11 protein-coding genes are annotated in these 13316 nt (G+C 73.1%); 8 read left to right on the forward strand and 3 right to left on the reverse strand.

Translation table 11 applies throughout. The features are described from left to right. The first annotated feature begins 154 nt into the window (after positions 1-154). Positions 155-931, forward strand: a complete 777-nt coding sequence (locus tag ACZ51I_RS13115; RefSeq protein ID WP_468874794.1) for a GNAT family N-acetyltransferase — start codon at positions 155-157, stop codon at positions 929-931. A 48-nt stretch (positions 932-979) separates the two neighbouring features. Here the strand turns inward: ACZ51I_RS13115 and ACZ51I_RS13120 are convergent, their stop codons facing one another. Continuing rightward, positions 980-1795, reverse strand: a complete 816-nt coding sequence (locus ACZ51I_RS13120; protein ID WP_468874796.1) for a pentapeptide repeat-containing protein — start codon at positions 1793-1795, stop codon at positions 980-982. A gap of 116 nt (positions 1796-1911) precedes the next feature. Between ACZ51I_RS13120 and ACZ51I_RS13125 the strand changes: the two genes are divergently transcribed. After that, complete coding sequence (locus ACZ51I_RS13125) at positions 1912-3432, forward strand: alpha/beta fold hydrolase (RefSeq protein ID WP_468874797.1); 1521 nt, start codon at positions 1912-1914, stop codon at positions 3430-3432. 612 nt (positions 3433-4044) lie between these two features. Here the strand turns inward: ACZ51I_RS13125 and ACZ51I_RS13130 are convergent. Continuing rightward, entirely contained in the window at positions 4045-5676 is a 1632-nt protein-coding gene (locus tag ACZ51I_RS13130) for an acyl-CoA synthetase (RefSeq protein WP_468874799.1), read from the reverse strand. A gap of 172 nt (positions 5677-5848) precedes the next feature. On the opposite strand from ACZ51I_RS13130, the gene ACZ51I_RS13135 reads away from it, so the two are divergent. The 6 genes from ACZ51I_RS13135 to ACZ51I_RS13160 all read left to right on the forward strand — a co-directional run bounded on the left by ACZ51I_RS13135 (position 5849) and on the right by ACZ51I_RS13160 (position 10975). Continuing rightward, the gene (locus ACZ51I_RS13135; RefSeq protein ID WP_468874802.1) at positions 5849-6649 is read left to right on the forward strand and encodes a crotonase/enoyl-CoA hydratase family protein; all 801 of its coding nucleotides are present in this window, start codon (positions 5849-5851) and stop codon (positions 6647-6649) included. A 126-nt stretch (positions 6650-6775) separates the two neighbouring features. Continuing rightward, positions 6776-7744, forward strand: coding sequence for a Zn-ribbon domain-containing OB-fold protein (locus ACZ51I_RS13140; RefSeq protein WP_468874804.1), 969 nt, complete (start codon positions 6776-6778; stop codon positions 7742-7744). After that, entirely contained in the window at positions 7741-8799 is a 1059-nt protein-coding gene (locus ACZ51I_RS13145; protein ID WP_468874806.1) for a thiolase domain-containing protein, read from the forward strand. Before ACZ51I_RS13140 ends, ACZ51I_RS13145 begins: the two co-directional genes overlap by 4 nt. Further along, the gene (locus ACZ51I_RS13150; RefSeq protein ID WP_468874808.1) at positions 8792-9958 is read left to right on the forward strand and encodes a thiolase domain-containing protein; all 1167 of its coding nucleotides are present in this window, start codon (positions 8792-8794) and stop codon (positions 9956-9958) included. The genes ACZ51I_RS13145 and ACZ51I_RS13150 overlap by 8 nt, the downstream gene beginning before the upstream one ends. Before the next feature lie 133 nt (positions 9959-10091). Continuing rightward, positions 10092-10592, forward strand: a complete 501-nt coding sequence (locus ACZ51I_RS13155) for a hypothetical protein (protein ID WP_468874811.1) — start codon at positions 10092-10094, stop codon at positions 10590-10592. Positions 10593-10609: 17 nt separating this feature from the next. Next, complete coding sequence (locus ACZ51I_RS13160) at positions 10610-10975, forward strand: RNA-binding S4 domain-containing protein (protein WP_030688986.1); 366 nt, start codon at positions 10610-10612, stop codon at positions 10973-10975. A gap of 55 nt (positions 10976-11030) precedes the next feature. Here ACZ51I_RS13160 and ACZ51I_RS13165 read toward each other — a convergent pair whose 3' ends face one another. Continuing rightward, entirely contained in the window at positions 11031-13217 is a 2187-nt protein-coding gene (locus tag ACZ51I_RS13165) for a terpene synthase family protein (RefSeq protein ID WP_468874814.1), read from the reverse strand. Between the last annotated feature and the right edge of the window lie 99 nt (positions 13218-13316).

A 13316-nucleotide genomic window follows, 5' to 3' on the forward strand; every position in this document is an offset into this window, starting at 1 on the left:
CTTGGCAAGGGGGTGGACGGACTTTTCCCGTCAGGGCGCCCGGCCCGGACGGCGGGGCGGGGCGGGTGCTCGCGAGGTGGCCGTCGCCGTCCGGGTGCTCCCGCGCGCCAAATCCCGTTGCCCGGTGCCGGACGGCAGTGCTGGAGTGGCCGGCATGGAATCCCAGCACCTGCGTGACCTCTTCGACCTCCAGCTGCGCCGCGAGGCGCGCCCCGACGGGCCCGGCTGCCGGGTCGAGCGCGTCGGCGCCGTCGTCCGCCAGACCGGCCCCGCGCACGCCTGGAACGGCGTCCTCTGGTCCGGCTTCGACGCGCCCGCCGCCGACAGCGCCATCGCCCGGCAGATCGAGCACTACCGCGCGGCCGGGCTGTCCTTCGAGTGGAAGCTGTACGGGCACGACGCCCCCGCCGACCTCGGCGACCGGCTCCGCGCGGCGGGCTTCACCCCCGAGGACCCCGAGACGGTGATGGCCGCAGAGGCCACCGCCCTGCCCGGGGACGTCCCGCTCCCGGAGGGCGTCGAACTGCGCGCGGTCACCGACGAGACCGGGGTCCGCCAGGTCGTCGAGGTCCACGAGCGTGCCTTCGGCAGCGACAGCTCCGACCTCGGTCGCCGGCTCCTGGACCGTCTCGCGGCCGACCCCGGCACGGTCACCGCCGTCGTCGCCCTCGCGGCCGGCGAACCCGTCAGCGCCGCCCGCCTGGAGCTGTACCCCGGCACGGACTTCGCGGGCCTCTGGGGCGGCGGCACCGTCGAGGCCTGGCGCGGCCGCGGCCTCTACCGCGCCCTGGTCGCCCACCGCGCCCGCATCGCCGCCGCCCGGGGCCACCGCTACGTCCAGGTCGACGCGGCCGACACCAGCCGCCCGATCCTCCAGCGCCTCGGCTTCCTGGCGCTGACGACGACGACGCCTTACACGTACGAGGTCTGAGGTGGGCGGCCAGGGGGCTCCGGAGGTCGTCGTGCGTCCCCGGGGCTGTCAGGCCGTCCAGTGCGCGGGGCGGTCGAAGCCCTCCGGGAGGCGGGTCGCCGCGTTCCCGCGCGCCGAGTTCAGCTGGGGCTGCGTGAGGAACAGGGCTCCCGTGAGGTCCGCGCCCGACAGATCCGCGTCCCGCAGGTCGGCGCCGATCAGGTCCGCCAGCGACAGGTCCGCCCCCGTCAGGTCCGCGGCGATCAGCAGCGCCCCGCGCAGGTCCGTGCCCCGCAGCTTCGCCCCGCGCAGCCGCTTGCCGATCAGGTCCGCCCCGCGCCGGCTCTTCGGACGCCCACCGGCCGTGGCGCGGACCAGCTCACTCGTCCTGAGCAGCAGCGGGTTGACCTCGGCGCGCACCCCGGCCACGTCCAGCTTCTCCAGGGCGTCCGGCGTGCCGCCGGCGAGCTCCTCGACCCGGGCCAGCGCGGCCCGCAGCTCGGCGTGGACCGGGCGGGCCGTCGGCAGCGCCAGGGCCTCCGTGAGATAGCGCAGCAGCTCGTGCAGCTGGCGCACCACAGGGAACACCTCGTACATCTGCCGGGCCGTCTCCGGGGCCTCCCGCCAGGACACGCCGCCGAAGGTCACCTGGGAGACCCGCTGACCGGCGCCGAAGCAGTCGTACACGGTGCAGCCCTGGAAACCGCTCGGCCGCAGCCGCGTGTGGATCCCGCAGCGGAAGTCCTCCCGGAGGTTCCGGCAGGGCTCGCCCGACGCCTTGTTCACGGCGAAGTCGGCCGACTTGGCGAAGGGCAGCGCCACGCAGCACAGGCCGAAGCAGTTCGCGCAGTCGCCGCGCAGGGCGGATTCGCGGGTATCGGGCACGGTGGAACGGTTCCTTCGCAGCTCGGAGACGGTCCTCCACCGTATCGCGCCGCCGCAATCCCCTTCACGGAGAAACCGATTGCGGTGATCCGCCGGCTCCGGTGAGGATCGGCGGCATGCCGACGTTCACGACGTACGACGGGACCGAACTCGCCTACCGCGTCCACGGGGAGGGAGAGCCGCTCGTCTGCCTGGCGGGCGGGCCGATGCGCGACGCCCGTTACCTCGGGGACCTCGGCGGGCTCGCCGCCCACCGCGCCCTCGTCCTGCTCGACGCCCGCGGCACCGGGGCGAGCGCCGCGCCCGCCGACCCCGGCACGTACCGCTGCGACCGGCAGGTCGGCGACGTCGAGGCGCTCCGCGCCCACCTGGGCCTGGACCGTGTCGACCTCCTCGGCCACTCGGCCGGCGGGAACCTCGCCGTCCTGTACGCCACCGCCCATCCCGAACGGATCCGCTCCCTCGTCCTGGTCACCTCCGCCGCGCGCGCCCTCGGTGTCGTGCCCACCGACGAGGAGTGGGACAAGGCCGTCGAGGTCCACGCCGACCGGCCCTGGTACCGGGAGGCGAGGGCCGCGCTGGACGCGACCGGCCCCGACACCCCGCTCCGGCGCGTCCACGAGATCGCCGCCCCCTTCGCCTACGGCCGCTGGGACGCCGCCGCCCAGGCGCACGCGGCCGGCAACGGACGGGAGACGAACTGGGAGGCCGCCCCCGTCTACCACGGCGAGGGCGCCTACGACCCGGAGACGACCCGCCGCGCGCTCGGCGCGCTCACAGCTCCGGTCCTGGTCCTGGCGGGCGAGTACGACGGGAGCCCGACACCCGCCAAGGCGGCCGAGGCGGCGGCCCTCTTCCCGCGCGCGGAGCTCGTCGTCCAGCCGGGCGCCGGACACTACCCGTGGGTCGACGACGCGGAGGCATTCGTCCGCGCGGCCGCCGCCTTCCTCGACCCGGCCGTCCGTACGGTCACCGTGGACGGCGTACGGCTCGCCTACCGGGTCGCGGGGCCCGAGGACGCCCGGCCGGTCGTCCTCGTCCACGGCCGCGGCGAGAACAGCGCGAACTGGGCGGAGATCATGGCGGACCTGGCCGCCGACCACCGGGTCCACGCCGTGGACCTGGGCGGCCACGGACTCAGCGACCGGCCCGGCCGCTACGGCTTCGACGACTTCCGTGACGAGCTCGGCGGCTTCCTGAAGGCCCTCGGCCTCACCGGCGCCACCGTCGTCGCGCACTCGATGGGCGCGGGCGCCGCGCACCTCCTCGCCCAGCGCGAACCCGGCCTCATCGGCCGCCTGGTCCTGGAGGAGCCCCCGGCCTTCGTCCCGCTGGACCCGCCGCGGCCCGTGGCCGAGCGCCCCGAGGGCCCGCTCTCCTTCGACTGGGAGATCGTCCCGGCCACCGACGCCCAGCTGAACGCCCCCGACCCGGCCTGGCGCGAGCAGCTGTCCGCGATCACGGCCCCCACCCTCGTCGTCGCCGGCGGCCCGGCCAGCCACGTCCCGCAGGACCAGCTCGCGGGGCTCGTCGACGCCATCCCGGGCGCCCGCCTCGTCACGATCGAGAGCGGGCACCTCGTCCACCACACCCGCCCGGCCGCGTTCCTCGCCGCGATCCGGGATTTCGGGCTCTAGAGAACGCCTCCCGCTCGTTGGCCGGTATGAATCGTCCGTGTTCGTCACGGCGCCGCCGACGGTTCATCGGATGGTGCGTACTCGTGTTCATCGGACGTTCGCGCCGGACACGACACCAGGATCTCGGTCGTCGACGGTCTCGGCGTGGCTGGTCTGCGTCCAGGCGCTCCACCGCTGAGTGGTGGAACTGGAGGCCGGAACGGCCCGGCTGCGGGAGGCCGCTGCGATGACTCCGGCCGAGATGGGGCGATGACGACGGACGCGCTGTCGTCGGTGTCCATGGACACGGTCTTCCGGCTTCCCGTGACGGTCTGCCGCATCACCGGGTTCTCGGCGAGCGGACGGCCGGCGCCCTCCTGGAGCGAGCCACCGCCTCCACGGGAGACCGGCTCAAGCCCTCCATGGTCCGGGACCGGGAGCCGGACCCCGGCCTGCGGCGGTCCCGGCCGTGCCCGGACTTCGACGCGGCCGAACTGCTCGCGCCCATCGAGGACGTACGGGAGGCGGTCGAGGCCCGAGGTACGGCCGGTCGTGTGCCCCGAACGGCGGCAGGAGGACAGCCGCTTCGCCGTCAACGGCCGGCTGTTGCGCCCCCGACCCCGCGCACGGGCACTAGCCGCGCTCCTCCGCGTCCGCCTCCATCGCCACCGCGCGGGCCCAGCGGTAGTCGGCCTTGCCGCTGGGGGAGCGCTGGATGTGGTCGGCGATGACCAGCTGGCGGGGGACCTTGTAGCCCGCGAGCTGTTGCCGGCAGTGCGTCTGGAGGGAGTCCAGGCCCAGTGACCCCGCCCCGGACCGGAGTTGGACCACCGCGGCGACGTGGTTGCCCCACTTCGCGTCCGGTACGCCGGCGACCAGCGCGTCGTACACGTCGGGGTGGGACTTCAGGGCCTGCTCCACCTCCTCCGGATAGACCTTCTCGCCACCGGTGTTGATGCACTGGGAGCCGCGGCCCAGGACGGTGACCACCCCGCTCTCGTCCACGGTCGCCATGTCGCCGAGCAGCACCCAGCGCACCCCGTCCCGCTCGAAGAAGGTCTCGGCGGTCTTGACCGGGTCGTTGTAGTAACCGAGCGGGACGTGGCCGCGCTGAGCGAGACGGCCGGTCTCACCCGGGGCCACGGGCGCGCGGGTGACCGGATCGACGACCTGGGTCCGTTCGTTGACGTGCAGCCGGAAGCCCCGGGCCGGACCGGAGTCCTCCGTGGCGCGGCCGTTGGAACCGGACTCGGTGGAGCCGAAGTTGTTGAGCAGCAGCACGTTCGGCATGAGCTCCTGGAGCTGGGCCCGTACCGTCTCGGACATGATCGCCCCGGAGGAGGAGAGGCTGAGGAGTGCCGAGAGGTCCGTGCCCCTGAGCGGTCCGCGCAGCGCGTCCACGAGCGGGCGCAGCATCGCGTCCCCGACCAGGGAGATGCTGGAGACCTTCTCCTTCTCCAGGGTGCGCAGCACCTCCTCGGGCACGTACTTGCGGTGCAGGACGACCCGCTGCCCGTAGTTGAGGGCGATGAACGCGGTCAGGGTGGAGGTGCCGTGCATCAGCGGCGGCGCGGGGAAGAAGGTGAGTCCGGCGCCGCCGGCCGCGACCCGCTCGGCCAGCTCCTCGGGGCGCTTCACGGGCTCGCCCGAGGGGGCGCCGCCGAAGAGCCCTGCGAAGAACAGGTCCTCCTGGCGCCACAGGACCCCCTTGGGCATGCCGGTCGTGCCGCCCGTGTAGATGATGAACAGGTCGTCGGGCGAGCGGGGGCCGAAGCCGCGCTCCGGTGAACCGGCGGCCTCCGCCTCGGCGAAGGGCACGCACGCGAGCGGCTGGGCGTCCGCGGGCGGGGCCCCCACCCGCACGAGGTGCCGCAGCTTCTCCGTCTGGGGCAGCGCCGCCGCGACCCGGCCGGTGAACTCGGCGTCGAAGACGAGCGCGGCCAGGTCGGCGTCCCGGTAGAGGTGGACGAGCTCCTCCTCCACGTACCGGTAGTTCACGTTGACCGGCACGATCCGCGCCTTGAGGCAGGCGAGGAGGGTCTGCAGGTACTCGACGCCGTTGTAGAGGTGGAGGCCGAGGTGCTCGCCCGGCCGGATGCCCGCGTCGATCAGGTGGTGCGCGATCCGGTTGGCGGCGGCGTCGAGCTCTCCGTAGGTGAGCCTGCGCTCCGCGCCGGTGCCGGGATGGTCGACGTACACCAGCGCCTCGCGGTCGGGGACCACGTCGACGACCGATTCGAACAGGTCGGCAAGGTTGTACTCCACCGTTCCTCCTGACCCGGGTTCGCCGGCTCTCATGGGCGTGGCGGTCATTACAGCGCCGACCGGTCGACGGGGGAAGGGGATGCGCGGAAGAATCTGACTGAGTGTCAGAAAACTATTGAACTGGATCCCCGGCTCCTGCAACCTGTTCCAGAACTGGAGACGGGAGGCCCCCATGGGCGGCACCGAACACCTCAGCGTCCGGCGCGAAGGCGCCACGCTCGTCCTCACCTTGAACCGGCCCGAGGCCAAGAACGCCCTCTCGCTGCCGATGCTCGTCGGCCTGTACGACGGCTGGCTGGAGGCCGACGCCGACGACACCGTCCGCTCGGTCGTCCTCACCGGCGCGGGCGGTTCCTTCTGCGCGGGCATGGACCTCAAGGCGCTGGCGGGCAAGGGCATGGAGGGCGAGCAGTACCGCGACCGGCTGAAGGCCGACCCCGACCTGCACTGGAAGGCGATGCTCCGCCACCATCGCCCCCGCAAACCCGTCATCGCCGCCGTCGAGGGCCACTGCGTCGCCGGCGGCACCGAGATCCTCCAGGGCACCGACATCCGGGTCGCCGCCGCCTCCGCCACCTTCGGCCTCTTCGAGGTCCGGCGCGGCCTCTTCCCCATCGGCGGCTCCACCGTCCGGCTTCCCCGCCAGATCGCCCGCACCCACGCCCTCGAAATGCTCCTCACCGGCCGTCCGTACAGCGCTGAGGAAGCCGCCGCGATCGGCCTCGTCGGACGCGTCGTCCCCGACGGCACCGCCCTGGACGCCGCCCTCGACATCGCCGAACGCGTCAACGCCTGCGGGCCGCTCGCCGTCGAGGCGGTCAAGGCGTCCGTGTACGAGACGGCCGAACTGACCGAGACGGAGGGGCTCGCCGCCGAACTGAAGCGGGGGTGGCCGGTCTTCGACACCGCGGACGCGAAGGAGGGGGCGAGGGCGTTCGCGGAGAAGCGGACACCGGTGTACCGGCGGGAGTGACGTTTCCCCCATTCCGCCCCTTCCCGAGATCGGGGCCCCACCCCTGGACCCCGTACGGCCCGCGGCCGCGAGGCGCCGGGGTTCCGGGGGCGAAGGCCCCGCCCAGCCCACCCAAGGAGCCCGCCCATGACCGTCACCCCACCGCCGGAAGCCCTCCGCGCGCCCCTCGTCGTCGAGTTCCCCTTCACCCGCTCCCTCGGCCCCGTCCAGTCCGCCTTCCTCACCGGACTGCGCGAGCGCACCGTCCTCGGCGTGCGGACCGAGACGGGCGACGTGCTCGTCCCGCCCGTCGAGTACGACCCCACGACCGCCGCCGAGCTGAACGAGCTCGTCGAGGTCGCGGCCACGGGCACCGTCACCACCTGGGCCTGGAACCCCCAGCCCCGCCGCGGCCAGCCCCTCACGACCCCCTTCGCCTGGGTCCTCGTACGCCTCGACGGCGCCGACACCGCCCTCCTCCACGCCCTCGACGCCCCCGGCCCCGAAGCCGTCCGCACCGGTCTGCGGGTCCGGATCCGCTGGGCCACCGAACGCACCGGCACCATCACCGACATCGCCTGCTTCGAACCGTACGAGTCGACGCCCGAGCACGAACCCGCGCCGCACGACGGCCGGTTCGAGGCGCCGGTGACCGGCATCGTCGCCCCGGCCCGCCTCGACTACACGTACAGCCCCGGCCGCGCCCAGACCCGCTACCTGCACGGGCTCGCCGAGCGCCGCACCGTCGGCGAACGCTGCCCCTCCTGCGCCAAGGTCTACGTGCCACCCCGCGGCGCCTGCCCCACCTGCGGCATAGCCACCACCGACCAGGTCGAGGTCGGCCCCCGCGGCACCGTCACCACCTTCTGCATCGTCAACATCAAGGCTGCGCATACGGCGAATCTGGACATCGAAGTCCCTTACGTCTACGCCCACATCGCCCTCGACGGCGCAGGGCTCGCCCTCCACGGCCGCATCGCCGGCATCCCCTACGACGAGGTCCGCATGGGTCTGCGCGTCGAACCCGTGTGGAGCGAGGACGGCCGCTACCCCGACCACTACCGGCCCACCGGCGAACCCGACGCCGACTACGACACCTACAAGGAGCTGCTGTGACGCCGGACCGAGAGGTGGCGATCGTCGCCTTCGCCCAGACCGACCACCGGCGGCACACCGACGACCTCTCCGAGGTCGAGATGGTGATGCCCGTGCTGCACGAGGTGCAGCGGCAGACCGGCCTGAAGGCCGCCGACATCGGCTTCACCTGCTCCGGCTCCTCCGACTACCTCGCCGGGCGCGCCTTCTCCTTCACCATGGCCCTCGACGGGGTCGGCGCCTGGCCGCCGATCTCCGAGTCCCACGTCGAGACGGACGGCGCCTGGGCGCTCTACGAGGCATGGGTGAAGCTGCTCACCGGCGAGGCCGACACGGCCCTCGTCTACTCCTACGGCAAGACCTCGCCCGGCTCCGTGCGGGACGTCCTCACCCGCCAGCTCGACCCCTACTACCTCGCCCCCTTGTGGCCGGATTCCGTCGCCCTGGCCGCCCTCCAGGCCCAGGCCCTCGTCGACGCCGGGGAGACCGACGAACCCGCCCTCGCCGCGATCGCCGCACGCAGCCGCGAGGACGCGCGGGCGAACCCCCACGCCCAGCTGCCCGGCGCCCGCCCCCAGGGCGGATACACCGTCCACCCCCTCCGTACGGGCGACTGCCCGCCCATCGGCGACGGCGCCGCCGCCGTGATCCTCGCCGCCGGCGACCGGGCCCGCGAGCTGTGCGAGCGCCCCGCCTGGATCCGGGGCATGGACCACCGCGTCGAGGCCCACTCCCTCGGCGTCCGCGACCTCACCGACTCGCCCTCCACCCGCCTCGCCGCCGAACGCGCGGGAGCCTTCGACGGGCCCGTCGACACCGCCGAACTCCACGCCCCCTTCACCTCCCAGGAGGTCGTCCTGCGAAAAGCCCTCGCGCTCGACGACAGGGTGCGGGTCAACCCCTCCGGCGGCGCCCTCGCCGCCAACCCCGTCATGGCCGCCGGACTGATCCGGCTCGGCGAGGCCGCCGCCCGCATCCACCGCGGGGAGTCCGACCGCGCCCTCGCCCACGCGACCTCCGGCCCCTGCCTCCAGCAGAACCTGGTCGCCGTCCTGGAAGGAGAACCCCGTGGCTAAGGAGCCCGTGGCGATCGTCGGCATCGGCCAGACGAAACACGTCGCCGCCCGCAGGGACGTCTCGATCGCCGGACTCGTCCGCGAGGCCGCCCTCCGCGCCCTCCAGGACGCCGGGCTGACCTGGGGGGACATCGACGCCGTCGTCATCGGCAAGGCCCCCGACTTCTTCGAGGGCGTCATGATGCCGGAGCTGTACCTCGCCGACGCGCTCGGCGCCGTCGGCAAACCCATGCTCCGGGTGCACACCGCCGGATCCGTCGGCGGCTCCACCGCCCTCGTCGCCGCCAACCTGGTCTCCGCGCGCGTGCACCGGACCGTCCTCACCGTCGCCTTCGAGAAGCAGTCCGAGTCCAACGCCATGTGGGGCCTCTCCCTGCCCGTCCCCTTCCAGCAGCCGCTGCTCGCCGGTGCCGGCGGCTTCTTCGCTCCCCACGTCCGGGCCTACATGCGCCGCACCGGCGCCCCCGATACGATCGGCTCCCTCGTCGCGTACAAGGACCGGCGCAACGCGCTCAAGAACCCGTACGCCCACCTCCACGAGCACGACCTCACCCTGGAGAAGGTCCAGGCCTCCCCGATGCTCTGGGACCCGATCCGCTACTCCGAGACCTGCCCCTCCTCGGACGGCGCCTGCGCCATGGTCCTCACCGACCGGGCCGGGGCCGAGCGCGCGCCGAGGCCGCCCGCCTGGGTGCACGGCGGGGCGATGCGCAGCGAACCCACCCTCTTCGCGGGCAAGGACTTCGTCTCCCCACGGGCCGGCCGGGACTGCGCGGCCGACGTGTACCGGCAGGCCGGCGTCACCGACCCCCGGCGGGAGATCGACGCCGTCGAGATGTACGTGCCGTTCTCCTGGTACGAACCCATGTGGCTGGAGAACCTGGGCTTCGCCGGGGAGGGCGAGGGCTGGAAGCTCACCGAGGCCGGGGTGACCGAACTCGACGGCGACCTGCCCGTGAACCCCTCGGGCGGGGTGCTCTCCACCAACCCCATCGGAGCCTCCGGGATGATCCGCTTCGCCGAGGCCGCCCTGCAGGTACGGGGGGACGCCGGCGAGCACCAGGTCGAGGGCGCGCGCCGGGCGCTCGGCCACGCCTACGGGGGCGGCGCGCAGTTCTTCTCCATGTGGCTCGTGGGGGACACCCCGCCCACCGGCTGAACACCGACCCCGCGAACCCGACCAGGCCCTTCGCCCGGCCGTGACCGGGCGGGGGCTCCGGGTGACCGGCGCGGCGGCTGGAGGCGGCCGCCCGGCGCGTCGCGGCGCGCGGCGGGGCACGTACCATGGCCGTATGTCCTTCCTCCGCCGCCGCAGCGCCGCCACTCCCGCGGGCCCGGACTTCGACGTCCTGGCCATGGATCCGGGGGACTGGCCCGGCAATCTCGGCGCCGGTCTGCTGCCCGCACCCGACGGCTCCTGCCAGGGCGTCTTCCTCCGCTACGACCTGTTCGGCGGCCGCGGACCCGCGATGATCATCGGCAACCTCCCGGAGGGCTCCCCGGCGCGCGAGCTCGCCGACGGACAGATCCCCTTCGAGGTGGCGCAGCTCCTCGCCGCCCTCGAGAACGACGAGCCGGTCGAGCTCCTCGACACCGAGGACATGCCCGTCATGCAGGGCGACAACCTCCTCATCGTGCGCCGCCTCAAGCTCTCCGAGAGCCGCATCTCCTGCGTCCAGTTCGACCGCAGCGACAACGTCCTCGTGACGATCGCCAGTTGGGACCGGCCGATCACCGACGACCTGTACGCACTGCTCAAGCCGCTGCCCGCCGAGCTGTTCCAGCAGGGCTGACGAGGGAGCGGGGGCCGATGAGCGCGCGCGTCGACGCCTGGATCTGGGCGGTCCGACTGACCAAGACCCGCTCGCAGGCCGCGGCCGCCTGCCGGGCAGGGCACGTCAAGGTCAACGGCGAGCGGGTCAAACCCGCCCAGGCCGTGAAGCCCGGCGACGAGGTCCGGATCTTCCACGGCGGCCGGGAGCGGATCGTCGAGATCAAGGAACTCCACACCAAGCGGGTCGGCCCGCCGGTCGCCGTCGAGGCGTACGTGGACAACAGCCCGCCCCCGCCGCCGCGTGAGCACGTCGCCGTCGCCGCCGTGCGCGACCGGGGCGCGGGCCGTCCCACCAAGCGTGAGCGTCGCGAGCTCGACGAACTGCGCGGCCGGCGCCCCTGATCCGTACGTGGCTTTGACGAGGGCCCCGCCCCGGGCGGGGCCCTCGCTCGTACTGTCAGCGGGTCAGGGAGGCCACCCGAGCGGCCGAGGTCCCGATCCCGGTCGGCCCCCGGCCGATCAGCGGCGTTCCGCTGCCGACGCGGACGTCCTCGTCGCGGTAACGCCGTACGCTCCGGTGCCAGTGGAGGATCCCCGCGAGCCAGTCCTCCAGCTCCCGCAGATACGCCTCGAAGGCCGCCCTGCCCTTGGTGTCGAGCCCGAAGTCCTCGTAGAGCAGCGGAACTTCGTTCTTCTTGAGGTGTTCGTACTGGCGCAGCCGCCCCCGCATCAGGTCGTCGACCATCGCCACCGCCGTCGGGTAGTCGCAGTCGAAGAACTTCTGCAGTACCAGGACACCGTTGTGGACCTCACCCTCGACCTCGATCTCCTTCTGGTACGAGAAGAGGTCGTTGAGGAGCGTCGCGTAGTCGGAGGCCGAGTGCTCCAGGGCGCGGACCGTGCCCGTCGCGTAGATCTCGGGCGGCAACGCCTCCGTGTGACGCAGCCGGCACAACAGCATCGTCAGCTCCGAACCGAAGGTGGTCCGGCGCATCTCGATGTAGTCCACCGGATCGGGCACCCGGTGCTGCGCCTGGTTGTGCAGCTCCCACAGCCAGCTGTCCAGCATGGCGTCGAGCGCGGCCCGCAGCTGGGCGCGGGCCTCCGGCGCCATGGGGCCCGCGGTCCGCGCCCACAGATCGGCGAGCGAGCGCTCCATCGGGTTGGCGGCGAGCGCCGCCCCCGCCGCCGGATCCTCCAGCACCATGCAGGCCTTGAACCGCTCGGTCTGCTCCTTCGCGCCGAGCAGGTTGCGTGGCCGGCCGAAGACGGCCGGGTAGTAGTCGTCACCGTACGTCCCCCAGGTCAGCCACTCGGCGCTCAGCTCCAGCTCCTCCGGGGTGGCGTCCGGGTCGAGCCCGGCCGAGCACAGGGCCAGGTCGAAACCGTCCATCATCGGACGGTCCCAGATGTCGTCCAGGAGACCCATCCGCTCGGCCCAGTCCCCGGAGCGCCGCTTCGCCTCCTGGTGGTGCGGACTGAGGGTCAGCGGGTACGGCAGGTCGAACTCCGGCAGCAGAGAGGGCCCGACGTGCTGGTGCGGCGTGTGCGTCAGCGCCCGTCGGCGGGCGGCCGCCGGGCGGCCGAACAGGTTCCTGATGTCGAGGGCGGAGGTGCCGATGACCCCGTCCAGGTGCGTGGGACCGCCGACCATGCCCTCGTTCATGTAGCGGCTGGAGCGCATGTGCCACTCGTGGCCGCCGGACTGCCAGTCCTGGAGACCCTTCGTGTACGCCGCGACGGCCGCGCACTCCTCCGGGCTCAGCCCCTTCTCGGCGGCGAGCAGCGGGACCTCGGTGAGCGCCGTGTTCTCGAACTGCTGGAGCCGGGAGGTCAGCAGGTCGTTGACGGCGTTCGCCGCCTCCTGGGTCGTGCAGCCGAGGAACCGCTCCAGGACCAGGACGCCGTTGCTGTTCTCGCCCTCGTCCTCCACCTCGCGCTGGTACGAGAAGAGGTCGTTGCGCAGGTGCACGGCGTCCGAGAAGGCGTCCCTGAGGACCCGCAGCGGCCGGGAGCGCGCCACCCTGTCCGGGACCTCGGCCCCCGCCGCGTACTCGACGAGACCGGCCGACCAGGGCGCCCCGCCCACCTTGCGGCGCATCTCGATGTACTCGACGGGGTTGGCGACGCGCCCCTCGTTGATGTTGTCCAGCTCCCAGAGCGACTCGTTGAGCAGGTGCTCCGTCGCCTCCGCGAACCGCACCCGCCAGCCCTCGGACATCGAGGGTACGGTGCGGCGCCAGAGGTCCGCGAGACCCGCCTCGACGGGGTTGGCCGGCTCGGGCATGCCCGCCGCCGGGTCCGCCGGCATGAAGAGCGGGAGCCGGTCCAGGTAGGTCTTGCTGCCCGCCCGGTCCTGGGTGCGCTTGAAGACCTCCAGGAAGTGGTCGTCGAAGAAGAAGACCCAGGTGTACCAGTCGGTGACCAGGTTCAGCGCCTCCTCGCCGCAGTCGGGGTGGGTGTAGGAGCAGAGCAGCGCGTAGTCGTGGGATTCGAGGTCGTGCTCCTCCCAGACCCCCGAGCCCTCCAGCATCCCCATCCGCCGCGCCCACTCACGCGTGTGCGTGCGGGCGGCCTCCACATGGGGGTTGAGCCGGGCCGGATACGGAACATAGAAATCCGGCATGACGAAGGGCTGAGGCATGTGCTGGGGGGCCTTCCGGTGAGCTCGTGCGGTGACCGGCCCAGCCTTACCCGTCGCCCGGACGGCGCACGCGATCTCCGGAATAGTCGTATGAACGGC

Source organism: Streptomyces sp. NPDC034084, assembly GCF_055575535.1.